Source organism: Streptomyces sp. CA-146814 (assembly GCF_050942385.1).
Lineage (GTDB): Bacteria > Actinomycetota > Actinomycetes > Streptomycetales > Streptomycetaceae > Streptomyces.
Window position 1 is genome coordinate 4,624,437 of the sequence record NZ_CP192068.1, and the last position, 23,354, is coordinate 4,647,790.

Consider the following 23,354-nt stretch of genomic DNA (forward strand, 5'->3'; position numbering starts at 1 on the left):
TGGTTGTACGCGCAGTCCGGCCAGGTCGGAACCTGTTTCTGCATCAGGGTGACCCGCAGCGCCATCCGGAGACGTCACGCGGTGACGCCTCCGGAACGCGACCGTCGCCCCCATGCCCGCGTCCGATTCACAGCTTGAGAACGGCGTCTCAGTGCGCCCGCGCGACCCTCTTCGCGATCTTCCGCGCGTCCAGGGCCATCTCGCGGAGCATCCCGCTGATCGGGTTGGTGAAGCCGGTGAAGTAGAGGCCCGGCGCCTGCTTCGGTGTGCGGGCGCCGTGGACGAGCGGGCGGCCCCGTGTGTCCAGCACGTCCAGGTGGCCGAGCAGCGGCTCCAGGGCCCGGGTGTAGCCGGTCGCCGCGATGACCGTGTCCGGGGTGAGGCGGGTGCCGTCGGCCAGGACCACCGCGTCCTTCTCGAAGGAGGCGACGGTCGCCACCGGGACCACCGTGCCGCTCTTCACCGCGTCGATCAGGCCGACGTCCTGCACCGGAATCGCACCCTCCCGCACCCGCGAGTACAGGCCCGACTCCGGCCGCGGCAGCCCCTTCGTCGACAGGTCCGGTACGGCGATCCGCGCCATCACGGACCCCGCCCGGTCCACCAGCCACACCGGCAGCCGGCGGACCAGGATGCCGGTCGCCTGCGCGGGCCAGCCCGCCGTGGAGCGGCGCACGATGTGCGGAGCCGTACGCACCGCGATCCGCACCCGCGAGGCGCCGCCTTCCGCCAGGTCCGCCGCGATCTCGGCCCCCGTGTTGCCGATGCCGACCACCAGGACGTCCTTGTCGGCGTACGGGGCCGGGTTCCGGTACTCCGCCGCGTGCAGCAGCTCGCCGGTGAACGTGTCGCGGCCCGGCCACTCCGGTATGCGCGGGGTGTGGTTGAAGCCGGTCGCGACGACGACCGCGCGGGCCCGCAGGACCCGGCCGCCGGTGGCGGTCAGCTGCCAGTCGCCGGAACCGTCGGGAGCCGGGTCGATCCGGGTCACCTCGACGCCCGTCACCACCTCCAGCTCGTGGTGCTCGGTGTACTTCTCCAGGTACCGCACCACGTCGTCTCGGCCGACCCACCGCCCGAACTTGCGCGGCATCTTCAGCCCCGGCAGCGCCGACCACCGCCGGGTGGTGTGCAGGTGCAGCCGGTCGTAGTGGCCGCGCCAGGAGGCGCCGACCCGGTCCGCCTTCTCCAGGACCACCGCCCGTACGCCACGGTCGCGGAGCGCGGCTGCGGTGGCGAGGCCGCCGGGGCCGCCGCCGATGACGTAGACGGGACGGTCGTCCGTACGGTCGGTGAGCGCGACGGCGTCGGTACTGCCGGTGGGGGACGGGCTGTTGGGCATGGTTCGGAGCGTAATCGCCCGCTCTGTTGATGGGTCTCGGTCAAGGTGGGAATCGATTGCGAATTGATCACGAGGGGCGTGATGTGGCGGTTGCGCACCCTTCGCTCCCCTCGCCCCATCTAAGGTAAGGCTAACCTTGCTTCGGTTGATGTGAGGTGACCATCGGGGGGCCCTCGCGCGGTGCGGTGCCGCGAGCCCGCCGGGCGGTCGAAGGGGTGGGACGTACATGAACGGCAGACAGGTCCGGACTCGGTTCAAGGGCGCGGCGCTCGCCGTCGCCGGACTCCTCGCGCTCACCGCCTGTGGTGGCGGCGGAGGCGGTACGGCCGACGCGAGCGCCAAGAGCGACAAGAGCGGTGACAAGGCCGCCTCGGCCACCCGCTCCGTCAAGCACGACGCCGGTACGGCCGAGAAGGTCCCGGCCCAGCCGAAGCGCATCGTCTCGGTCAGCGTCACCATGACCGGCCACCTGCTGGCCCTCGACGCCCCGGTCATCGCCTCCCAGGCCACCCCGCCCTCGGTCATCACCGACAAGCAGGGCTTCTTCACCCAGTGGTCCGACGCGGCCGCCAAGAACAGCGTCAAGGTCGCCTACCAGGGCTTCGAGCCCGACGTGGAGAAAGTCCTCGCGCTGAAGCCGGACCTCATCGTCGGCGCCTCCTCCGGCGCGGAGAACGCCGAGAAGTTCTACGACAAGCTCTCCGTCGTCGCGCCGACCCTCCTCTACCGCCACGACGACGTCTCCTGGCAGGACCTCACCGCCCGTCTCGGCAAGGACCTCGGCCTGGAGAAGCGCGCGACCGAGGTCGTCGCCGCCCACGACAAGCGGGTCGGCGAGGTCAAGGCCGCCATCACCGTGCCCACCCAGTCCGCCGCGCTGGTCCGCGACAACCAGTCCGCGATGACCGTCTTCACCCCCGAGTCCGCCCAGGGCCGGCTGCTCACCTCGCTCGGCTTCACCGTCCTGGAACCGCCGGCCGGCAAGGGCCAGACGCAGGGCGGCCGTTCGGACTTCGCCGAGTTCAGCCAGGAGAAGGTGGCCGACACCGCGAAGGACAGCTCGCTCCTCTTCGTCAGCCACACGCCCGAGGAGATCACCGCCGCCACCGCGCGCCCGGTCTGGAAGGAGCTGGCCGCCGTCAAGGACAAGCGCGTCTACGGCCTCGGCCTCGACACCTTCCGGCTGGACTACTACAGCGCGGGCAACCTGATCGACAAGATCGAGAAGGCCTTCGGCTGACGGTGGCCGGGAACGACGTGAACCATGAGCACCGTGAACCTCAAGCGCTGTGATCCGTAAGAAACCCGCCGTACGCGTGCGGTACGCCGCCGGGCTCACGGCGGGGCTGGTCCTCCTGGCCCTCGCCGTGGCCGGCGGCCTCGCCGTGGGCGCGCAGCCCGTGCCCCCGGCCGAGGTGCTGGCCGCACTGTTCGACCCGGACGCGCCGCACGCCTCGCTCGTCCGCGAGGTCCGGGTGCCGCGCACGCTCCTCGCCGTGGCGGCCGGGGCGGCGTTGGGCCTGGCCGGTGCGGTGATGCAGGGCATGTCCCGTAACCCGCTGGCCGATCCCGGCATCCTGGGCGTCAACACCGGCGCCGCCTGCGCCGTCGTCGCTGCGACCGTTCTGCTCGGTACGCGCTCGCTCCAGGCCGTCGTCTGGTGGGCGCTGCTCGGAGCGGCGGTCGCGGTGGTGGTCGTGTATCTGCTCGGCGGCCGGGGAGCGGGGCGCGGGACTCCGGAAGGGCTCGTGCTGGCGGGAGTCGCCGTCACCGCCGTGCTCGGGGCGGTGGTCAGTGGCCTCGGGGTGCTGGACGCGGACGCGTACGGGACCTTGCGGATGTGGTCCGTCGGCACCCTCTCCGGCCGCGAACTCCCGGTGCTGTGGGAGGTGTTGCCGTTCCTGCTGGCCGGTGCGGTGCTGGCGCTCACCGTCGCGCCGGCCCTGAACGCGTTCGCGCTCGGCGACGAGGCCGGCCGGGCGCTGGGCGTCGCGCCGGGACGCGTACGGCTGCTCGGCACGCTCGCCACGGTGCTCCTCAGCGGCGCCGCGACGGCCGCGATCGGCCCGGTCGGCTTCATCGGCCTGGTCGCCCCGCACGTGGCCCGCCTGCTCACCGGCCCGGACCACCGCCGCCTGATGCCGTACGCGGTCCTCATCGGCGCGGGCCTGCTGCTCGTCGCGGACATCGTGGGCCGGGTCATCGCGCGGCCGGCCGAGATCCAGGTGGGCATCGTGACGGCGTTCGTGGGAGCGCCGGTGCTGATCTGGCTGATCGGCCGCAACCGGTCGGCCTCGCGGAAGGCGGTGGCGGCGTGACCGTTCTCGGCAAGCCCATGACCGTACGCGGCAGCCGGGCCTTCTCCCTCCGCGTACGCCCCCGCCCCCTCGCCGTCACCCTCCTCCTGGCACTCCTCGCGGCGGCCGGCGGCGCCCTCGCACTCACCCGGGACGGTCTCGTACCGCCCGCCGAGGTGCTCGCCGCCCTGTTCGGCGCGGGCTCGGAGCAGGCCGCGTTCGTGGTCCTGGAACTGCGGCTGCCCCGCGTGGCGCTCGGTCTCGTCGTGGGCGCGGCACTCGGCGCGGCCGGAGCGCTGTTCCAGCAGCTCTCCCGCAACCCGCTCGGCAGCCCGGACATCGTCGGCTTCAACTCCGGTGCGGCGACGGGTGCGTTGCTGGTCCTGCTGCACGGGAACCCGGCGTACGTGGCGGTGGGCGCGGCCGGAGGCGGTCTGGCCACGGCGGTGATCGTCCAACTCCTGGCCCGACGCGGCTCGTTCCGGGGCAACCGGCTCATCCTCGCCGGGATCGCGGTCGGTTCGCTGCTGACCTCGGTCAACGCGTACCTGCTCACGCGAGCCGCCCTGGACCACGCCCAGTCGGCCCAACTCTGGCTGATCGGCAGCCTCGGCTCCACCGAACGCCACCAGATCCTCCCGGCTCTCCTCGCGCTGGCGGCCCTGCTCCTGCTCGCTCTCCCGCTGGTCCGCCGCCTGGACCTGCTGGAGATGGGCGACGAGGCGGCGGGCGGCCTGGGGGTCGACGCGGGCCGCACCCGCGTACTCGTCCTCCTGGTCGCGGTCGGGCTCAGCGCGGTGGCGGTCTCGGTGGCCGGCCCCATCGTGTTCGTGGCGCTCTGCGCACCGCAGTTGGCCCGCCGCCTCAGCCGCGGTACGGGAACGGGGCTGCTGCCCGCCGCCGCGATGGGCGCTCTCCTGCTCTCCGCCTCCGACCTGGTGGCGATCACGCTGCCGACGGCGGGCCCGCTGCCGGTGGGTGTGGTGACGGGCGCGCTGGGCGGTGTCTACCTGGCGTGGCTGCTGGGGCGCGGGCAGCGGCGCTGAGGACTGTGCAGACCTCTTGCGCGGTCGGCCCACATCCGCTGAACTGACGTACCGTCAGAAACAAGTGGTTGGAGGGCCGATGCAGACGATCTGGCTCAGCGGTGCGGAATGGCTCGCCGTCCTCCGTATAGGCCTCGGCCTGTGGTGGCTGGAGAGCTGGCGGCACAAGGACCGGAAGGGCTGGTTCGAGCGGGGGACGGGGATCGCCTGGGCGGCGGACGTTGCGGGCAAGCACCGGTGGGGTGTGGTGCGTACCGGCTTCCGGCGGGTCGTCGAGCCACGCCCGAAGCTGATCGCGTACGTCGTCGTCTACGCCGAACTGGCGCTGGGCCTGGGCCTGGTGACGGGCTTCCTGACCCCGATAGCCCTGGTCGCCGGTCTCCTCCTCAACCTGCTCTACCTGGTCCTGATGATCCACGACTGGGCCGAGCAGGGGCAGAACGCGATGATGGCCCTGATCTCGCTGGTGGCCCTGTTCGCGATGGCCTGGCAGACGTGGTCGCTGGACGCGGCGTTCGGGCTGTTCCTGTGAGCGCGGACCGGGCAGCGGCGGCCCCGCGCTTCGACCTCCCGGAGCCGGACGCCTTCACCCGGCCGTACTGGGACGCGGCGGGGGAGGGGCGGCTGCTGATCCGGCGGTGCGGCGGGTGCGGCCGGGCGCATCACTACCCGCGCGAGTTCTGCCCGTACTGCTGGAGCGAGGACGTGGGGTGGGAGCGCGCCAGCGGTCGGGCGACCCTGTACACGTGGTCCGTCGTCCACCGCAACGACCTGCCGCCGTTCGGGGACCGGGTCCCGTACGTCGCCGCCGTCGTCGACCTCGCCGAGGGGCCGCGGATGATGACGGAGGTCGTGGAGTGCACGCACGCCGACCTCCGCATAGGGATGGGGCTGACGGTCACGTTCCGAGAGGCGGTACCGGTCTTCCGGCCCGCAGGCTGAGGTCCACCGGAGTCACTCCTCGTGGGCCGCTGGAGCCAGCTGGGCCATCACCAGCCCATGCAGCAGCTCACAGCCCCGGCGCGCCCCACACCGGGAACCACCGCGACAGGTCCTTCTCCACCCGCAGGTCGTCGCCGAGGGCGCCCCGCACCTGGAGCTCCAGCTGGTTGTCCCGCTTCTCGGCACCGCCGGGGAGCGGGGCGAACGGGTAGAACGTGCCGCGCTTGTAGAGGTAGACGAGCGCCAGCGCACGCCCCTCCGTGTCCCGGAAGCCGATCAGTGAGCAGAGCAGGTGCGGGCCGAAGCCGCCGTCCTGGAGCAGGGTGTTCACCGCGTGCAGGTCGTTGACCAGGCCCGCCGTGTCGTCGGCCGGGTGGGTGGCGAGGAGCCAGGTGTAGCCGTACGGGTCCCGGCTGAACTCCACCGGGATGCCGCCGCGCTCGGTGTCCGCGTCGAGCAGCTCCCGTACGTCCTCCTGGAGGCGCGCGAAACCGCCGCCCTCCACGCCCGCGAAGCAGACCGAGCCCAGGCCGGTCGGCGTGAAGCCGGTGGCGGCCTGGAGGGTGAGGGCGGCGGAGGGGACGGCGAAGAGCTGGTCGAGGTCGGGGCGGACGGGTTTGCTGCGGCCGAGGATGGCGTCGAGCAGGCCCACGGAACGGCTCCTTATCGGGACAGGTCGGTGGAGATGCGGGACAGCTGGTCCAGGCGCTGTTCCAGCGTCGGGTGCGAGGAGAACAGCCGGCCCAGGGACTCCTTCGCGGAGAACGCGGGCATGAAGTAGAACGCGTTGTACGGCTCCGCCTTGCGCAGGTCCTCGGTCGGGATGCGGGCCATCTGTCCGCTGACCTTGGTCAGGGCCGAGGCGAGAGCGGAGGGCCGGCCGGTGAGGAGGGCGGCGGCGCGGTCGGCGGAGAGCTCGCGGTAGCGGGAGAGCAGCCGGGTGAGCAGGAAGCTGATCGCGTACACGACGGCGCTGATCAGCGGGATGAGCAGGAGCAGGATGCCCGCCGGGTCGTTGCCGGGCCGGCTGCGCGCGAAGCCGCCCCAGAGCGCGATGCGGGTGATGATGCCGGCCAGCACACCGAGGAACGAGGCGATCGTCATGACGGCGACGTCCCGGTGCGCCACGTGCGACATCTCGTGCGCGAGGACGCCCTCCAACTCCTCCGGTTCCAGTCTGCGCAGCAGGCCCGTGGTCGCGCAGACCAGGGCGGTCTTCTCGCTGCGGCCGGTGGCGAACGCGTTCGGTACGTCACTCTCGGCGATGGCCACCTTGGGCTTCGGCATGTCCGCCAGCGCGCAGATACGGTCGATGGTGCCGTGCAGCTCGGGGGCCTGTTCGGGGGTGACCTCGCGGGCGCCCATGCCGTACGCCGCGATGCGGTCGCTGAACCAGAACTGCGCGATGAACAGGCCGCCCGTGATGATCAGGATGATCGGCCAGGAACCGCGCAGGGCCGCGAGGAGCACGCCCACGAAGACGACGTACAGCAGCCCGATCAGGAACATGGTGGTGACCATGCGACCGGTCAGACCCCGGTCCGGGGCGTAACGGGAACGGGCTCGTGGCATCGGTACCTCCAGCGACTCGCCTTCCTCCCATAGTGCCCTCTTCCTGTTGAAACCGGGTTAAGGGGGACGGCGAGGGAGGCGACTTCCCCATCGCCGAGAAGGCTCACACGCACACGATCAAGCTGCCCGTCTGGCACCGTGAACAGGATCTGAAACTGGCCGGCCAGTACGTCAGCGCGGCCAGGAAGGTCAGCGAACACCACAAGGAGCTCCTGTGACCGTCTCCTCCGACCTCGCCCGAACCCTGACAGAGGAGGCCGAAGCCGAGGGCATCACCACCTTCGTGGCCGCGGCCGTCGTCACCGACGCCGACCGCGTCCTCCTGGTCCGCCGCAAACCGGACGACTTCATGGGCGGCCTGTGGGAAATCCCCTCCGGGCACGTGGACGCCGGGGAGAGCATCCTGGACGCGGCCCGGCGGGAGACACGGGAGGAGACCGGCTTGACCGTCTCCTCCGTGGACCGTTACCTCGGGCACTTCGACTACGAGAACAGTCGCGGTACCACCACACGCCAGTTCAACTTCGCCGTCACCGTCGCCGAGACCGGGCCGGTCGTCCTGACCGAACACGACCTGCATCAGTGGGCGGCCCCGACCGGTGATCTGCCGGGTGTCACCGACGGTGTACGGAAGGTCCTGGCCGGCGCGTAGGACCAGAACGGCCGACCGGGGCCGCGTGCGGGCGGCTCCGGTCGACCCTCCCACGATCTGACACGGAGGTTCCTCAAGGCCAGAGCAGCTCGCGCGTCCAGATCCCGGTGCCCGCCTCCGTACGGCGGTAGCGGAGCCGGACGTGCCGCCGCCGGGCGTCGCCCTGGAAGAACTCTGCCTCGGCCGGCTCGACGACGTACCGGGTCCAGGTCGGAGCCTCGGCGTCCGGTTCGGCCTGGGCCCGCTCCCAGGCCGCGTCGGCCGTCCGGTGGAGGGTGTCCACGGACTCCACGACCTCGCTCTGTGCGCCGGTCAGCGCGGCGGCGAGGGCTCCGGTGGACCGGGCGTGCAGGTCGGCGCGGCTCTCGGCCGGGGTGCAGCGGAGGACGGGGCCCCGGACCCGTACCTGGCGGCCCAGAGCCGGCCAGTAGAAGCCGAGCGCGGCGTACGGGCGGGCGGCGAGCTGGTGGCCCTTGGCGCTGGTGGCGTGGCTCGCGAAGTGGAAGCCGCGCTCGTCGGCGCCGTGGAGGAGCAGGGTGCGTACGTCGGGGAGGCCGTCGGCGTCCGCCGTGGCCAGGGTCATGGCGTGCGGCTCGGGCTGCCCGGCGGCCGCCGCGTCGGCGAACCAGGCGTGGAAGAGGGGGAGGGGCGCAGGCGGGGCGGTCGCCGGGTCGAAGCCCGGCAGCTCGGTGTCCCAGACGCGCTGGGCGTGCAGGAGGTCGGTGAAGGGGCGCGGGGTGGGTGCGGCGGCTTCGCTCATGGGGTCATTCCACCTGCTCGCGGCTGCGGGGGGCCAGCTAGGCACCCGCAGCCGCGCATTGCGCGGTTACGTTGGGTGGGTGAAGAGCATCACGGAGCATGCGTTTCGCAACAGGTCCGCCGAAGTCATGGACGCGGTGACAGGTGGCGAGTCCTTCCGGATCTCGCGCAAGGGCATCGAGGTCGCGGAGCTGCGTCCCCTCCGTCATCGGAGGCAGTTGAGCGCCGAGGAGCTGGTGACCCGGCACGGGCGACTGCCCCGGGTGGACGGAGCCCTGCTGCGTCATGAGGCTGATGAGTTCTTCGGGCCGGAGGACTGAATGGGCCCCGGCTCGTGAGGCTCACCCCCGCCCCAGCACCACCGTCCCCGACGAGCAGAACCAGCCGCCCGTCCCCGACGCCACCGCCAGCTCCGGCAGGCGGCCTCCGGCCTTGTGGACCTGGTGGGTCCCGGCCTCGCCGCGCAGTTGGCGTACCGCCTCCACCAGCAGGAACAGGCCGCGCATCCCCGGATGGCAGGCGGAGAGGCCGCCGCCGTCCGTGTTCACCGGCAGCTCGCCGCGCAGGCCCGTGCGGCCCTTCTCCACGAACGCGCCGCCCTCGCCCTTCGCGCAGAAGCCCAGGTCCTCCAGCGTCACCAGCGTCATGTAGGTGAACGCGTCGTAGATCTCCGCCAGGTCGATGTCGGCCGGGCGCACTCCGGCCCGCTCGAAGGCCAGACGGCCCGAGACGGCGGCCGGGGAGACCGTGAAGTCCTCCCACTCCGACATGGTGGAGTGGGAGGTGGACTCTCCGGTGCCCAGGATCCACACCGGCGCCTTCGCCGTGTCCGGTACGTACTCCTCCGCCGCCAGCAGCACCGCGCAGCCGCCGTCGCTGCGGATGCAGCAGTGCAGCTTGGTGAACGGGTCCGCGATCATCGGGCCGGAGAGGACATCGTCCACCGTGATCGGGTCCCGGAACATCGCCTCCGGGTTCGCCGCCGCGTTCGCGCGGGCTGTCACCGCCACCTCGGCGAGCTGCTCCAGCGTCGTGCCGTACGCGTGCATGTGGCGGCGGGCGGCCATCGCGTACTTGGCGATCAGCGTGTGTCCGTACGGCACCTCGAACTGCAACGGCCCGCGCGCACCGAACGACAGGTTCGACGTGCGCCGGCCCGCCTTGATGTCGGCCCGGGCCGTCGACCCGTAGACCAGCAGCACCGCCTTCGCCCGGCCCGCCGCGATCGCGTCCGCCGCGTGGGCCGCCATCACCTCCCAGGTCGCGCCGCCCACCGCCGTGGAGTCGACCCAGGTCGGCCGCAGCCCCAGATACTCCGCGACCTCCACCGGCGCCAGCGTCCCGAGCCCGGCGGAGGCGAAGCCGTCCACCACCGAGCGGTCCAGGCCGGAATCGGCCAGCGCGCGCCGGGCCGCCTGGGCGTGCAGGGCGTACGGCGTGGTGTCGTCGACGCGTCCGCACTCCGCGAGCGCGATGCCGACGACGGCGACCTTGTGGGGGAGGCGGGACGAGGAGGCAGGCATAAATCTGACGGTACATCAGATGGGGGTGCTCGCAACCGGGTCGTACGCGCGGGTTCCGTGCGCCCTCGTGTGTGCGGGACTCTGGGAATCGGCTTGCTCTGCACCTAACATGACGGGTCGTCAGGTCAGGAGCCGCTCCGGTTCCTGAAGGGAGGAGCCCGACGATGGACGCCGCCTTCACTGCGGAACAGGACGAGATCCGCCGCACTCTGCGCGACCTGCTCGCCCGGCACAGCGGACCCGGCGAGGTCCGCGCCGCCGTACGCACCGCCGAGGGCCACGACCCGTCCCTGTGGCGCCGGCTCGCCCAGGAGCTCGGGCTGCCGGGGCTCGCGCTGCCGGAGGAGTACGGCGGGGCCGGCTGCACCGCCACCGAGCTGGCCCTCGCCTGCGAGGAGACCGGCCGAGCCCTGCTGCCCTCACCGCTCCTCGCCACCGCCGTACTCGCCGCGCCCCTGATCGCCGCCCTCGGCACCCCGGCGCAGCGCGCCGGCCTGCTGCCCCGGATCGCCGCCGGGACCCTCACCGCCGCACTCGCCGTCCCCGGCGGGTCGATGGCCACCGCTCTCGGCCTCACCGCCGACAACCGTGCCGGCGACTGGGCGGGCGGCGGACGGGCCGGTGGCGTCCAGGCCCGCTTCGGCGACGGCGGCTGGCGGCTCTACGGTGAGGCCGAACGGGTCCTCGACGGGCACAGCGCCGGGCTCCTCCTCGTCGCCGCCCACACCGGCGGCTATCCACGGAGCCGGACGCTCCTCTTCCTCGCCCCGGCCGAGGTGTCAGGCCCCCCGGCCGAGGTGTCAGGCGGGGCCGAAGGGCTCACCCGCACCCGGCTGACCGCGATGGACGAGACCCGGCCCCTCGCCCGCGTCGAGCTGCGCGACACCCCGGCCGAACTCCTGGGCGGGGACGCGGGGACGGACGTCTGCGGCGCGCTCGCCGCCACCGGGCGGACCGCCGCCGCCGTGCTCGCCGCAGAGGCGGTCGGCGCGGCGGCGGGCGCGCTGGAGCGGACCGTGGCGTACGTGAAGGAGCGCGAGCAGTTCGGCCGGGCGATCGGGTCGTTCCAGGCGGTCAAACACCGCCTCGCCGACCTGTACGTACGGGTGGAGGCGGCCCGCTCCGCCGCGTACCACGCCGCCCGGGACCCGGCGGCGGGCCCGCTGGCGCTGGCCCAGGCGCTGGAGGCGGCCCGGATCGTGGCCGGTGAGGCCGTACAGCTGCACGGCGGTATCGGCTTCACCTGGGAGCACGAGGCGCATCTGTACGTGAAGCGGGCGGCGGGCGACGAGCTGCTCTTCGGGCCCGTACACCGGCTGCGTGACCATGCGGCGGGGCGGGCCGGGCTGTTCGGGGACGTCACGCCGGACGGTTTCGCGCACGGGGTGACCGTCCGATGACCGGCACCCGTGGCGCCCGGCTGATCCAGAAGGTGTCCTCGACCCGCGCCTTCGCCCGCATCGCCCCGCACGTCGTCCCCGTCATGGACCGCACCGTCCACCGGCTCACCCGGGGCAGGGTGCTGCCCAGCGCCCGGATGCTGCCGGGGCTCGTCCTGACGGTGCCGGGGGCGCGCAGCGGGCGGCTCCGGGTGACCCCGCTGGCCTGCATGCCGGAGGGGGAGTCCGAGAGCACCTGGATCCTCGTCGGCAGCAATTTCGGCCGGACCGGCCATCCGGCCTGGACCGCGAATCTGCTGGCCCGCCCGGACGAGGCCGTCATCAGCTGGCGCGGCCGGTCCATCCCGGTGCGCGCGCGGCTGCTGGAAGGGGCGGAGCGGGAGGAGGTGTGGCGGGTGGCGCTGAGGTTCTGGCCGCCGTACGCGGCGTACCAGGCGCGGGTGGAGCGGGAGATCCGGCTCTTCCGGCTGGAGCGGCGGTAGTTCGCCGTTCACCGGGTCCGTTCCGCCGTGGGTGTCCGGGAACACCGACGGCGGACCACCGGCAGAGTGCGGGGTGGTCCGCCGTCGGTGAGACAGGACGTGCCGGCGGGACGTGCCGACAGGGCGTACGGGTGAGGCGTACCGGTGAGGCGTACCGACGGGCTACTCGGTGTGCTACTTGGTGGGCTTCTTGCCGGTGATGCCCAGGTGCACCAACAGCGCCAGGTTCGGGCGCAGTTCGGCCTGCTTCACGCCCCAGGTGGTGAACCCCTTCTGGTGCGAGGCGACCGCGGCCAGCATCGCGACCAACGAGCCCGCCATCGCCGCGGCGCTGACGTCCTTGTCGACCTTGCCCTTGGCCTGGAGCTCCTTCACCGAATCGGTGAGGGAGTTGGTGACCGAGTTCAGGATCTTCATGCGGATCTTGTAGAACCGCTTGTCCCCTTCGGCCGCGCCGAGGTCGATCACGCGGAGGATCGCGTCGTTGCGGCGCCAGAAGTCGAGGAACCCTTCGACGAGTTCCTCGGCCGTCTGCCAGCCGGCCTTGCCGACCCACGGGCGTCCGGCGACCAGTTCGGTCAGTCCGGCGCCCTCCTTGGCGACCTCCTCGGCGATTTCGAGGACGGCGCCCTCCACATCGGGGAAGTACTGGTAGAAAGTCGCGGGTGAAGTCCCGGCCTTCCGGGCGACGTCGATGACTTTGACGTCCCGGTACGGCGAGGAGCTGAGCATCTCGCTGAGGCAGTCGAGCAGCTTCTGCCGCGTCGCCTGACCGCGTCGACCGGCCACGCGGCCGTCGACGGTACGTACTTGTCCTGTCATGCCGTCAGCTTACCGAGGGGCGATGGGAGCGCTATTCGGCCGACTGCAAATGGGGAACGCCGCAGGAACGCCGGGGTGCGGGGGGTGCGGAGCGGGTGCGGCGCCTGTTTTCGGCCGTTGCGCCGGAGGCCCTGGGGCGCACCGGTACCGCCGGGCGATTGTGTTATCAACAGCCTGTGGACAACTTCGGTGGACAACCTGCGTCCACCTGGCGACCGCGCCTTCACTATCCGATCAAATGTTCTCTATGGGGTGCTTCGGTCGTCGTTCGGGGCGCGCCCGACCGGCCGCGACGTTACGTTGACTGTGACGGGCGTCACTGCGACGGCACCGCAAGGGAACTGCGACGGAAGGACCAGGCCCCATGGCCGCATTCGCGCACTCGGCGCCGTGCTGGGCGGACGTGCAGCTCTCCGACCTCGAAGCGGGCAAGCGCTTCTACGGCGGCCTCTTCGGCTGGACCTTCCGCGCGGGCGACGGGATGCCCTTCGCGGACGCCCTGAGCGGCGGCAGGCTCGTCGCCGCGCTCGCCGCCAAGAAGGACGGGCGGATGCCGACGGCCTGGGGCGTCTACTTCGCCACCGACGACATCCGGGCCACCGTCGCCGCCATCCGCGAACACGGCGGCCAGATCATCACCGACCCGGTACGGGCGGGCCTCGCCGGGATCGTGGCGCAGGCGGCCGACCCCGGCGGCGCGGTCTTCGGGCTCTGGCAGCCGGAGGAGCGCGAAGGGTTCGAGAAGCAGAACGAGCCCGGTTCCTTCTGCTGGACCGAGGTCCACACCCGGCAGCCGGAGACGGTGGACGCCTTCTACGAGAAGGTCTTCGGCTTCCACGGCACCGACCTGGACGAGGCGGGCAACGACGTCTCCGGCGACTCCGAGGCGCTGGTCGACTTCCGGATGTGGTCGCCCGAAGGCAGCGAACCCGGCCCGGACACCGCCGTCGGCGGCCGCAGCGTCATCACGGACGCGTTCCCGGCCGAGATGCCCAGCTACTTCCTCACCTACTTCACCGTCGCCGACTGCGACGCGGCCGCCGAACTCGCCGTACAGCTCGGCGGCCGGGTCTCCGCGCCGCCCTTCGACATCCCGTACGGGCGGATGGCGGTCCTCCACGACGACCAGGGAGCGCTCTTCGCGGTGCTCCAGCCGAGCGAACTGCTTCCCTGACCCCGAAGACTCCGCGAAGACTCCACGCACGTACCCCATGTGGGCGAGAATCGGCCGAAGTGACATGAGACACCCACATCCGCCCCCGGGTTCGCAACCAGCGCCCGAGCCAGGAAGAATCAGGGTGCGCACCGCCAGGTGGTGCCCAGCGGTGAGACGCTGCGCAGGCCGGAAATCGCACCGGGCGGTAACGGGCGGGTAATTCGCGGGCTTCGTTCCTGAGGTCCGTACGGGGAGGTGGCAGGCACGTGATGGAGCAGCTGACGCAGCACGACCCGAGACGGATCGGCCCGTTCGAGGTGCTGGGACGGCTCGGGGCCGGCGGCATGGGGCTGGTCTATCTCGCCCGCTCGGCGTCGGGCCGGCGGGTGGCGATCAAGACGGTGCGGACCGAGCTCGCCGAGGACCAGCTCTTCCGGGTCCGCTTCACGCGCGAGGTCGAGGCGGCCCGCGCGGTCAGCGGCTTCTACACCGCCGCCGTGGTCGACGCCGACCCCCGGGCCGCCGTGCCGTGGCTGGCCACCGCCTATGTACCCGCGCCCTCGCTCGAGGAGATCGTCAACGAGTGCGGCCCGATGCCGACCCAGGCCGTACGGTGGCTGGCCGCCGGGATCGCCGAGGCCCTCCAGTCCATCCACGGCGCCGGGCTGGTCCACCGCGACCTGAAGCCGTCCAACGTGCTCGTCGTCGAGGACGGCCCCCGCGTCATCGACTTCGGCATCGCGTCGGGCGTCTCCAACACCCGCCTGACCATGACGAACGTCGCCGTCGGCACGCCCGCGTACATGTCGCCCGAGCAGGCCCGCGACTCGCGCAGCGTCACCGGCGCCAGCGACATCTTCTCGCTCGGCTCCACCCTCGTCTTCGCCGCCACCGGCCACGCCCCGTACCACGGGGCCAACCCGGTCGAGACGGTGTTCATGCTGCTGCGCGAGGGGCCCGACCTGGAAGGACTGCCGGACGACCTGCGGCCGCTCATCGACTCCTGCATGCAGACGGACGCCACCCGCCGGCCCAGCCCCGCCGACCTCCAGGCCCAGCTCGCCCCGCACCTCTTCGCCTCCGGCAGCGACGACAGCGGTACGGCGTCGGCCTGGCTGCCGACCCCGGCGACGGCCATGATCGAACGGCGCCGCGGCGGCGGCCGCACCGCTCCGCCCGCGCCTTCCGCGCCTCCGCCGCGCCCTCCGCAGCCGCCACGCGCCCCGGAGCGTGCGCCGGACCGCGTCCCCGATCGTGGCCCCGGTCGTGGACCCGAGTGGCGCGGCGGGAACGACCTGCGCTCGCCGTCCCCGCTCTCCTCCTCGCCCCCGGCACCCGACAGCGGGCCCGTCCACCTGCCCGGGGCCAAGGCGCCGATCGGTCCTGGGCCGAAGCTGGGAGAGGTCCGGGGCCCCGCCGCCGCGCATCCGGCCGCCGCGACGGGCTGGGTCCGCCCGCCCGCGGGACTGAACGGCTCGGCCGCCGGTCCGTCCACGGCGCCCACCGCCCCCGTACCGGCTCCGGGACCTGCCCCGGACGCCTCGCCCGCCGCGCCGGACCGGTGGCGACCGTGGCGCTTCCGCATGTCCAACGACGTGTGGGGGACGCCGGTCGTCTCCGGTGACCTGCTGTACGTGACGTCCTTCGAGATCCACGCGCTGGACGTCGGCAACGGACGCCGCCAGTTCAAGACCCGGGACGTGGCGTGGGCGATGGCCGTCGAGGGCGGCCGCATCCACGCCTCGGACGGCCCGTCCCTGTACGCGCTGGACGCGGCGTCCGGCGCCGAGCAGTGGCGCCTCCGGACCGACGCCTGGGTGTACGCGCTCAAGGCCGACCGGGGCACGGTGCTGACCGCGACCCGGGGCGGCGGGGTGCAGGGGTGGGAGGCGTCCAACGGCGACAAGCTGTGGGAGATCACCGGAGCCCAGACCGACTTCGAGACGGCGGAGGCGGCGCCGGTCATCCACGACGGCACGGTCTACGTCTGGCAGGACGCCCGGCTCCGCGCGCTCGACGCCCGTACGGGCCTGGAGCGCTGGTCGTACCCGATCGGCGATGCGGCCTCCTGCGGCGGCGTCCCGGTCCGGGTGACGCCGGCGCCCGACGGCTACGTCTACATCGCGGCGGGCACCCGGGTGCTGGCCGTGGACGTCTCCTCCGGCCGGGTGCGGTGGCACTTCGAGTCGCCGGCGGTCTTCCTCTCACCGCCCGCCTTCGCGCCGGGACCGGCGGTGACCGGGGGCGGGGTCTACCTCGCGGACTACCTCGGCACGGTGTACGCGCTCGACGCGACCACCGGCAAGGACCGCTGGCGCATCGCCACGGAGGCCCGCGCCTCGCTCGAACCGGTGCTCGTCGCGGTCGGCAACGTCCACGTGGGCAGCGGCAGCGCGCTCTACACCCTGGACGCGGTCACCGGCACCCCGAAGTGGCGCTTCGCCGCGGGCGGCGACGTGGTGGGCTCGCCGGTCGTGGCGGACGGCCGGGTCCACTTCGGCTCGGCGGACCACGTGCTGTACACGCTGGACGCGGCGGGCGGCCAGCTCCGCTGGAAGCTGGCGACGGGCGGCGAGATCACGGGCTCGCCCGTGGCCCAGGCGGGCGTGGTGTACGCGTGCAGCAAGGACCGCTGCGTGTACGCGCTGGACGCGCTGAAGGGCACCGGCACGGGGAACAGGGCCCGCACCTGAGCTCCCCGGTTCCGTCCTCAAACGCCGGACGGGCTTGAGAGGCGTCCTCAATCGCCGGACGGGCTTGATTTTGACCGGCGGACATATCAAGCCCGTCCGGCGATTGAGGACGGAACCGTTGACGGGGTGACCGGTCGGCTCGGACGGGGGCCGGCGCCCCGGACATCCCAGCCCGTCCGGCGTTTGAGGACGGAACCCCCGGCACAGGGCACCGTCACCCCTCCGGCGGCCGCCGAGGCGGATGCACCGGATCCCGGGGGTCCCCGGGCCCCGGCGGGGCCTGCGGATACGACCGCGTACGGGGGTCATGGGGATCAGGCCCCGTGTAGGGATCCACCTCCGGCTCCGGCCAAGGCGACGTGTTCGTCGACATCCCCGGCTCCTGCGTGGGCGGCCACATGTCCACCTGATCCGCCGCCGGCGCGGCATACGGCTCCACCGGCACCCGCTCCCGCTCCCGCCGCCTGCGCCCCTTCATCAGCACCGCCCCGATCAGCATCAGCACGCCACCCGCAGCCGCGTTCACCACCCCCACCCCCACCCCGTCCCCGCCCACCGTCAGCGACCCCACCGCCTGTCCCTGGCGGACCATCCACAGGACCGTGAAGCCCAGCACCACCAGCCCCGCGAGCGCGACGACGAGCCGCGACCGCAGCATCACGCCCAGCACCACCAGCACCGCCGCCCCCAGGAACGGCAGCAGCATCGACACCAGCACCCCCGACTCCGTGGCGGTGATGCCTCCGAACAGGTCCTCCACCCGGTACTCCCGCCCCGTCCGGCCCCTGTACCAGTCACGGAACGGGCTCAGCACGGCCGACGCCGCTCCGGCCAGGGCGACGAGTGAGCCGAGGATGGTGCGGATCATCGTCAGCCTCCAACGGCGTACGGCGAACACCCCCCGCACGCACGACGCTACGCCGGGACGATCACCCTCGCCACGCGGACGCCGCCGGCCGCCCCGAGGATGCCCGGCCCCACGGATCATGACGCGACCGTGACAGGGTCATGACCTAGGTGTCGGACCCGTCCGGCATGCTGTCGGACGAACAGCACGGGAAACGACGGCACACGGCAACGCACGGCAACACACGAGGAACGACACAAGGGGGGCTGCATCCATGATGCGGCGACAGATCAAGCTCGCGGCGGTCCTGGTCGTGGTGGTGCTCGCGCTCACCGGATTCTCCACGTCCACCAGCGGCGGCAAGGGCAGCAAGAGCAAGGGCAGCAGCAGTTCGGGCGGCGGCTGCTCCAACTCCAAGAAGAGCAACAGCGGTTACCGCCACACCGACTACAGCGACGACGACTACGACGACAACTCCGGCTCCGGCTCGTCCGGTTCCACCTACGGAACCCCGACACCCACCGCCACCGACGGCCCCGCCGTCCGCGTGATCCGCTGCGCCCAGCCTCGCAAGGGCAAGCGCAAGGCGGTCACCGCGTCCGTCGTCGAGCTGCGGTCCAGCGACAGCCGCAGTCACGCGTACGAGGTCGACGTGACGTTCTACGACGGGCGCGGGAACATCGTCGACACCGCCGAGACCACCACGACCCTGGACGCCGGCGACGTCCGCAACCTCACCGTACGGATGGAGAGCCCGCGCCGGGTCTCCGAGGTCAAGCGGTGCGAGGTGACGGCGCAGCTGCTCTGAGGGAAGGTGCGCAGGGCCCGGCGCCGGAGGAACTCACCGCACTCTCGGCCCCCCGCCCCCGCCGCCCCGCCGCCTCGCGAACAGCTCTGCCTGCCGCTCCGGCCCCAGGTTCCCCAGCGCGATCAGCGCGGGCGCCTGGGCCATCGCCTGCGTCCGGGCGGCCTCCTTCGCCGACCACACCGCCCGGACCGTGCCCTGCACCGCGTCGGTCGGGTACCCGGCGATCACCGCCGCCGCCCGCAGCGCCGCCGCCACCGCACCGCCCGGCTCCGTCACCTCGCTGACCAGCCCGATCGCGTACGCCCGCGCGGCACCGACCCGTTCCGCCGTACCCATCAGGGCCATCCGGGCGACCTCGCCGAACGGCATCCGCTGGGCCATCGCCATCGCCTCGTACGCCGAGACCATCCCGTACGTCGTGTGCGGGTCGAAGAAGGTCGCCTCGCGCGAGGCGACGATGAACTCCGCCTCGCCCAGCAGGTAGAACGCCCCGCCGCACGCCATCCCCTCCACCGCCGCGACCACCGGCTTCCACAGGTCGTTCGCCTTGGGCCCGATCCGCAGCAGGGGATCATCGATGGCGTACGGGGACGGAGGCTGCGGGACCTCCACCCGCCGGTCGATCCCGGTGCAGAAGGCGCGGGTGCCGGACCCGGTGAGGACCACGGCCCGTACCGATTCGTCGTACCGCAACTCCTTCCAGAGCGCGGCGAGTTCCCCGGCCGTCTCCAGGTCGATCGCGTTGAGCTTTTCCGGCCGGTCCAGGCAGACGAGCGCGACCCCGCGCTTCGGGTCCCGCTCGATGCGCAGCGCCACCGCTCACCGCTCCAGCAGCCAACGGACCAGCGTGGGCCCGCCACTTGGCCCCGCCGGGCAGAAGACCGCCCGTACCGGCGCGCCGATCCGCAGCCGCGCCGGGTCCACCGAGTTCAGCGGCGCCTCGGCGGACGCGACGACGTTCCCGGCCAGCCGGATGCGCGGAGCCTCCACCAGCTCCACCACCACCGCGTTGTACGGGGCCTGTTCGGCGTAGGCGGGGAGCAGCGGCGGGTGCGGGATCACGTACGACCAGAGCCGGCCGCGCCCGCTCATCAGCCGCCACTCGCTGTCGAAGGAGCCGCAGTGCGGGCAGCACGGCCGGGGCGGGAAGCGGAGTTCGCCGCAGGCGGGGGAGGCGCAGGCCTGGACGCGCAGCTCGCTCCGGGCGGCGTACTCCCAGAAGGGCGCACCGTCCTCGTCGACGACGGGAAGCAACAGCGAATCGTTCACGGCCATGTCCTCAGCTCCTCAGCAGTACGGCCGATGTCGGTACGCCCTCGCCCGCCGTGACCAGGCAGGTCGAGGCATCCGGCACCTGGGCGGTGGACGTCCCGCGCAGCTGCTTGACGCCCTCGGTGATGAGGTTGAACCCGTGGATGTACGCCTCGCTCAGCCCACCGCCGCCGGTATTGACCGGCAGCCGCCCGCCGCTCTCCAGCGCACCGCCCTCCGTGAACGCCCCGCCCTCGCCGCGCCCGCAGAAGCCGTAGCCCTCCAGGGAGAGCGGGACGAGCGGGGTGAACGCGTCGTAGATCTGGGCCACATCGACGTCGTCCGGCCCGAAGTCGGCCTGTTTCCACAGCTGTCGGGCCGCTGTCCAGGCGGGTCCGGTGAGCGGGTCGTCGTTCCAGTAGTTGACCATTCCGTGGTGCTGGGCAGGCAGCCCCTGGGCGACCGAGTGCAGATAGACCGGCTTCTGCCGGCAATCGCGGGCGCGCTCGGCGGAGACGATGACACACGCCAACGCCCCGTCCGTCTCCAGGCAGTTGTCGAAGAGACAGAGGGGTTCACTGATCCACCGGGAGGTCATGTACATCTCGCGGGTCAGCGGACGCTCGTACATGATCGCGGCAGGATTCTGGTTGGCCCGGTTGCGGCAGGCGAGGGCCACGTTGAAGAGGTGGTCGCGGGTGGCTCCGTACTCGTGCATGTAGCGCCGGGCCAGCATGCCGATCTCGTCGGCGGGGCGGAGGAGTCCGTAGGGCCGGGTCCACTGGGCGGGGGTCGGCAGCTGCACGGCGGTGTTCTTCCAGGGGCGGGGGCCCGACCCGCGCTTCCGCGACCGCCAGGCGACACCGACGGTCGCCTGCCCGGTGGCGACGGCGGCGGCGAGGTGGCCGAGGGTGGCACAGGAGCCACCGCCCCCGTACCCCACCTTGCTGAAGAAGGTGACGTCCCCGGCGCCGATCGCCTTGGCGACCTCCACCTCGTCGGTCTCCTCCATCGTGTACGAGGCGAAGCCGTCGACCTCCGACGGCGCGATGCCCGCGTCGTCGAGGGCCGCCAGGATCGCCCGGCAGGCGAGCGTCTTCTCGGACTCCGGGAGCCGTTTCGCGAAGGCCGTCTGCCCGATCCCGGCTATCGCTGTCGCGTCCTTGAGCGTCGCCATCCGCCAACCTCCCGCACTCCCGCGCCTGCTGACAGCGGCAGAGGCTACCGCTAATCTGACGGATAGTCAGCTAGTGCGGCGGCGGCAGGAAGGCGGGCGCGTGATGCGAGGGGACGAGGAGTGGGGCGACGAGGAGTGGGACTCCATTCCGGGGCTGGTACGGGAGGCGGCGCGGCGGTACGGATCGGCGGAAGCGGTGGTCGAAGGCCGCACCCGCCTCACGTACGCCGGACTCGGCGCCCGGGTGGAGCGCGCCGCCGCCGCGTGCATGGCCGCCGGGGTGGAGCCGGGCGACCGGGTCGCGATCTGGGCGCCGAACACGCTGGACTGGATCGTCTCCGCGCTCGGCGCGGTGAGCGCGGGCGCGGTGCTGGTCCCGCTGAACACCCGGTTCAAGGGCACGGAGGCGGCGCACATCGTGCGCCGCAGCCGGGCCAGGCTGCTCTTCGTCACCGGCACGTTCCTGGGCACCTCGTACGTGGCGTCCCTGCGCCGGGCCGAGGTGAAGCTGCCGGACCTGGAGCGGGTGGTGGTGCTGGCGGACGCGGCCCCGGAGGACTACACGAGCTGGCCGGAGTTCCTGGCGGCGGGCGAGGACGTACCGGCCGAGGCCGTACGGGAACGGGCCGACGCCCTCCGCCCCTCGGACCCCTCCGACATCATCTACACCTCGGGCACCACGGGCGCCCCGAAGGGTGCGGTGATCACGCATGCGCAGACGCTGCGCGCGTACGCGATCTGGAGCGAGCTGGCGGGCCTGCGCGAAGGCGACCGCTATCTCATCGTCAACCCGTTCTTCCACACCTTCGGCTACAAGGCGGGGATCATCGCCTGCCTGATGCGCGGGGCCACGATGGTCCCGCAGCCGGTGTTCAGCGTGGACACGGTGCTGGCGAACATCGCGGCGGAACGCATCTCCGTCCTGCCCGGCCCGCCCACGCTCCACCAGTCCCTCCTGGACCACCCGGCCCGTGACGCCCACGACCTGACCGCCCTGCGCCTGGTGGTCACGGGTGCGGCGGTCGTCCCGCTCCGCCTGGTGGAACGCCTGCGCACCGAACTCCACGTCCCCACGGTCCTCACGGCGTACGGCCTCTCCGAGGCGAGCGGCATCGTCACCATGTGCCGCCGGGGCGATCCGGCGGAGACCGTGGCCACCACGTCCGGCCGCGCGATCCCCGGCACCGAGGTCCGCGTCCTGGCCGGCCCCGGAGAGCCCGGCGAGATCCAGGTCCGGGGCTTCAACGTGATGACCGGCTACTTCGAGGACCCCGACACCACGGCCGCCACCATCACCCCGGACGGCTGGCTCCGCACCGGCGACGTCGGCGTCCTGGACCAGACGGGCAACCTGCGGATCACGGACCGGATCAAGGACATGTTCATCGTGGGCGGCTTCAACGCCTACCCGGCCGAGATCGAACAGCTCCTCGGCCTCCACCCGGACATCGCCGACGTGGCGGTCGTCGGCGTCCCCGACCCACGCCTCGGCGAGGTCGGCAAGGCGTACGCGGTCCGCCGCCGGGGCGCCACGGTGACGGCGGACGACCTGATCGCCTGGTCCCGCCGCGAGATGGCGAACTTCAAGGTGCCGAGGGCGGTGGAGTTCGTCCCGGAACTCCCGCGCAACGCGAGCGGCAAGGTGGTGAAGGGGGAGCTGCGGGGGAGGGGATAGGGGCTGTGGGATGTTCGTTCGGCTTCACCGGATGGGGTGAACGGGCGGGGGCCGTCGCCGCGACGCGGCAGTATGGTCGTAAGTATGGCAACCAAGAAATACACGGTCACCCTGCCGGAGGAGCTGGCGGAGGAGATCCGGGCGGAGGTCGGCCCGGGCGCCTTCAGCGCGTATGTCACGCGGGCCGTGGAGCGCCAGCGTGAGCATGACCGGCTGGGGGAGCTGGTGGAGCGCCTGGAGGGCGAGTACGGCCCTGTCACCGACGCGGACCTGGCCGCCGCCGAGGCCGAGCGGCGTGAGATCGAGCAGTGGTTCGCGGACCAGGCGGCCGACCGGGCACCGGCCGGGGCCGAGCGCCGGAACGCGGCGGCTGCCTGATGCCGGAGATCTCGTACGTACTGGACTGCGAGGCCCTCTCACGGGCGGCCCTCGGCACGGCGGACATGAAGAGCCGCCTCAAGGACGCCCACGGGGCGGGTATCCGTGTGGTGACCAGCTCGACGACCCTGGTCGAGGCCTGTCACAGCAAGATCCGGCGCCCGGTGTGGGACTGGGCGATGTCCGGTGTGGTCGTCGAACCCGTCACCAAGGGGATCGCGGAGGAGGCGATTCTGCTTCTGCGGGAGACGGGCCTGCACGGCCACAAGTACGCCATGGGCGCGATCCTTGCCGCGATCGCGAACCGGCAGCGGGGCCCCGCCGTCGTCTTCACCTCCGACGCCGACGACCTGACCAAACTGTGCGCGCCCCGGGTGCAGGTCCGAGCCCTGTAGCCGCGCCCACCCCGCACATGCCCGAGGGGCCCGAGCCCATCCCCAGGCTCGGGCCCCTCTGCGTACGACGGCCGCGACGGCTCCCCCTCCACGCCACCGTGGCCGCTCCCCCGTACGTACCCCCGTACGTCCCCCGT

The 23,354-nt window shown here is 72.5% G+C and carries 25 protein-coding genes; 15 read left to right on the top strand and 10 right to left on the bottom strand.

The window, feature by feature from the left end; all coding sequences use genetic code 11:
- Positions 1–148: 148 nt before the first annotated feature.
- Complete coding sequence (locus tag ACQP09_RS20695; protein WP_433401815.1) at positions 149–1,342, bottom strand: flavin-containing monooxygenase; 1,194 nt, start codon at positions 1,340–1,342, stop codon at positions 149–151.
- 226 nt (positions 1,343–1,568) lie between these two features.
- Between ACQP09_RS20695 and fepB the strand changes: the two genes are divergently transcribed.
- The 5 genes from fepB (at position 1,569) to ACQP09_RS20720 (ending at position 5,627) form a co-directional block, all read left to right on the top strand.
- The gene (gene fepB, locus ACQP09_RS20700) at positions 1,569–2,582 is read left to right on the top strand and encodes a Fe2+-enterobactin ABC transporter substrate-binding protein (protein ID WP_433401817.1); all 1,014 of its coding nucleotides are present in this window, start codon (positions 1,569–1,571) and stop codon (positions 2,580–2,582) included.
- 49 nt (positions 2,583–2,631) lie between these two features.
- Positions 2,632–3,660, top strand: a complete 1,029-nt coding sequence (locus ACQP09_RS20705; RefSeq protein WP_433401819.1) for a FecCD family ABC transporter permease — start codon at positions 2,632–2,634, stop codon at positions 3,658–3,660.
- A gap of 17 nt (positions 3,661–3,677) precedes the next feature.
- The gene (locus ACQP09_RS20710) at positions 3,678–4,685 is read left to right on the top strand and encodes a FecCD family ABC transporter permease (RefSeq protein ID WP_433406686.1); all 1,008 of its coding nucleotides are present in this window, start codon (positions 3,678–3,680) and stop codon (positions 4,683–4,685) included.
- A gap of 79 nt (positions 4,686–4,764) precedes the next feature.
- Complete coding sequence (locus ACQP09_RS20715; RefSeq protein WP_326704174.1) at positions 4,765–5,217, top strand: DoxX family protein; 453 nt, start codon at positions 4,765–4,767, stop codon at positions 5,215–5,217.
- Entirely contained in the window at positions 5,214–5,627 is a 414-nt protein-coding gene (locus tag ACQP09_RS20720) for a Zn-ribbon domain-containing OB-fold protein (protein WP_433401821.1), read from the top strand. The genes ACQP09_RS20715 and ACQP09_RS20720 overlap by 4 nt, the downstream gene beginning before the upstream one ends.
- 67 nt (positions 5,628–5,694) lie before the next feature.
- Here ACQP09_RS20720 and pspAB read toward each other — a convergent pair whose 3' ends face one another.
- Positions 5,695–6,279 (bottom strand): PspA-associated protein PspAB, encoded by a 585-nt coding sequence (gene pspAB, locus ACQP09_RS20725; protein ID WP_433401823.1) that lies wholly within the window; start codon positions 6,277–6,279, stop codon positions 5,695–5,697.
- An 11-nt stretch (positions 6,280–6,290) separates the two neighbouring features.
- A complete protein-coding gene (htpX, locus tag ACQP09_RS20730) occupies positions 6,291–7,199 on the bottom strand; it encodes a zinc metalloprotease HtpX (protein WP_018510731.1) in 909 nt (302 codons plus the stop codon).
- A gap of 214 nt (positions 7,200–7,413) precedes the next feature.
- Between htpX and ACQP09_RS20735 the strand changes: the two genes are divergently transcribed.
- Positions 7,414–7,851: an NUDIX hydrolase gene (locus tag ACQP09_RS20735; RefSeq protein WP_433401825.1), complete on the top strand. Its 438-nt coding sequence runs from the start codon at positions 7,414–7,416 to the stop codon at positions 7,849–7,851.
- A 73-nt stretch (positions 7,852–7,924) separates the two neighbouring features.
- Here ACQP09_RS20735 and ACQP09_RS20740 read toward each other — a convergent pair whose 3' ends face one another.
- Positions 7,925–8,611, bottom strand: coding sequence for a pyridoxine/pyridoxamine 5'-phosphate oxidase (locus ACQP09_RS20740; RefSeq protein WP_433401827.1), 687 nt, complete (start codon positions 8,609–8,611; stop codon positions 7,925–7,927).
- Positions 8,612–8,690: 79 nt separating this feature from the next.
- Between ACQP09_RS20740 and ACQP09_RS20745 the strand changes: the two genes are divergently transcribed.
- A complete protein-coding gene (locus ACQP09_RS20745; RefSeq protein ID WP_433401828.1) occupies positions 8,691–8,930 on the top strand; it encodes a type II toxin-antitoxin system Phd/YefM family antitoxin in 240 nt (79 codons plus the stop codon).
- Positions 8,931–8,951: 21 nt separating this feature from the next.
- On the opposite strand, the gene ACQP09_RS20750 is transcribed toward ACQP09_RS20745, so the two are convergent.
- A complete protein-coding gene (locus ACQP09_RS20750) occupies positions 8,952–10,133 on the bottom strand; it encodes a thiolase C-terminal domain-containing protein (protein WP_433401830.1) in 1,182 nt (393 codons plus the stop codon).
- A gap of 164 nt (positions 10,134–10,297) precedes the next feature.
- Between ACQP09_RS20750 and ACQP09_RS20755 the strand changes: the two genes are divergently transcribed.
- Positions 10,298–11,533, top strand: coding sequence for an acyl-CoA dehydrogenase family protein (locus ACQP09_RS20755; protein WP_433401832.1), 1,236 nt, complete (start codon positions 10,298–10,300; stop codon positions 11,531–11,533).
- Positions 11,530–12,015: a nitroreductase family deazaflavin-dependent oxidoreductase gene (locus ACQP09_RS20760; RefSeq protein ID WP_433401834.1), complete on the top strand. Its 486-nt coding sequence runs from the start codon at positions 11,530–11,532 to the stop codon at positions 12,013–12,015. The genes ACQP09_RS20755 and ACQP09_RS20760 overlap by 4 nt, the downstream gene beginning before the upstream one ends.
- Before the next feature lie 174 nt (positions 12,016–12,189).
- On the opposite strand, the gene ACQP09_RS20765 is transcribed toward ACQP09_RS20760, so the two are convergent.
- On the bottom strand, positions 12,190–12,837 hold the full coding sequence (locus ACQP09_RS20765) for a TetR family transcriptional regulator (RefSeq protein WP_356070481.1): 648 nt from the start codon (positions 12,835–12,837) through the stop codon (positions 12,190–12,192).
- Positions 12,838–13,201: 364 nt separating this feature from the next.
- On the opposite strand from ACQP09_RS20765, the gene ACQP09_RS20770 reads away from it, so the two are divergent.
- Both ACQP09_RS20770 and ACQP09_RS20775 read left to right on the top strand, forming a co-directional pair.
- Positions 13,202–14,011 carry a VOC family protein gene (locus ACQP09_RS20770; RefSeq protein ID WP_433401836.1) on the top strand — a complete coding sequence of 270 codons (810 nt, stop codon included), beginning with the start codon at positions 13,202–13,204 and terminating at the stop codon, positions 14,009–14,011.
- A 251-nt stretch (positions 14,012–14,262) separates the two neighbouring features.
- The gene (locus ACQP09_RS20775) at positions 14,263–16,686 is read left to right on the top strand and encodes a serine/threonine-protein kinase (protein WP_433401837.1); all 2,424 of its coding nucleotides are present in this window, start codon (positions 14,263–14,265) and stop codon (positions 16,684–16,686) included.
- A 214-nt stretch (positions 16,687–16,900) separates the two neighbouring features.
- Here the strand turns inward: ACQP09_RS20775 and ACQP09_RS20780 are convergent, their stop codons facing one another.
- Positions 16,901–17,554 (bottom strand): hypothetical protein, encoded by a 654-nt coding sequence (locus tag ACQP09_RS20780; protein WP_433401838.1) that lies wholly within the window; start codon positions 17,552–17,554, stop codon positions 16,901–16,903.
- Positions 17,555–17,807: 253 nt separating this feature from the next.
- On the opposite strand from ACQP09_RS20780, the gene ACQP09_RS20785 reads away from it, so the two are divergent.
- On the top strand, positions 17,808–18,341 hold the full coding sequence (locus ACQP09_RS20785; RefSeq protein WP_433401839.1) for a hypothetical protein: 534 nt from the start codon (positions 17,808–17,810) through the stop codon (positions 18,339–18,341).
- Positions 18,342–18,374: 33 nt separating this feature from the next.
- On the opposite strand, the gene ACQP09_RS20790 is transcribed toward ACQP09_RS20785, so the two are convergent.
- Genes ACQP09_RS20790 through ACQP09_RS20800 form a run of 3 tightly spaced genes read right to left on the bottom strand, consistent with a single transcriptional unit; the run spans position 18,375 to position 20,769 of the window.
- Positions 18,375–19,157, bottom strand: coding sequence for an enoyl-CoA hydratase/isomerase family protein (locus ACQP09_RS20790; protein ID WP_433401840.1), 783 nt, complete (start codon positions 19,155–19,157; stop codon positions 18,375–18,377).
- Between the two features lie 3 nt (positions 19,158–19,160).
- Positions 19,161–19,616 (bottom strand): Zn-ribbon domain-containing OB-fold protein, encoded by a 456-nt coding sequence (locus ACQP09_RS20795; protein ID WP_433401842.1) that lies wholly within the window; start codon positions 19,614–19,616, stop codon positions 19,161–19,163.
- A gap of 4 nt (positions 19,617–19,620) precedes the next feature.
- Entirely contained in the window at positions 19,621–20,769 is a 1,149-nt protein-coding gene (locus ACQP09_RS20800) for a lipid-transfer protein (RefSeq protein WP_433401844.1), read from the bottom strand.
- 103 nt (positions 20,770–20,872) lie between these two features.
- On the opposite strand from ACQP09_RS20800, the gene ACQP09_RS20805 reads away from it, so the two are divergent.
- From ACQP09_RS20805 to ACQP09_RS20815, 3 genes are all read left to right on the top strand, one after another.
- Positions 20,873–22,444 (top strand): FadD3 family acyl-CoA ligase, encoded by a 1,572-nt coding sequence (locus ACQP09_RS20805; RefSeq protein WP_433406687.1) that lies wholly within the window; start codon positions 20,873–20,875, stop codon positions 22,442–22,444.
- A gap of 84 nt (positions 22,445–22,528) precedes the next feature.
- The gene (locus ACQP09_RS20810; RefSeq protein ID WP_433401846.1) at positions 22,529–22,822 is read left to right on the top strand and encodes a hypothetical protein; all 294 of its coding nucleotides are present in this window, start codon (positions 22,529–22,531) and stop codon (positions 22,820–22,822) included.
- Entirely contained in the window at positions 22,822–23,217 is a 396-nt protein-coding gene (locus ACQP09_RS20815; protein ID WP_433401848.1) for a hypothetical protein, read from the top strand. The genes ACQP09_RS20810 and ACQP09_RS20815 overlap by 1 nt, the downstream gene beginning before the upstream one ends.
- Positions 23,218–23,354 lie beyond the last annotated feature (137 nt).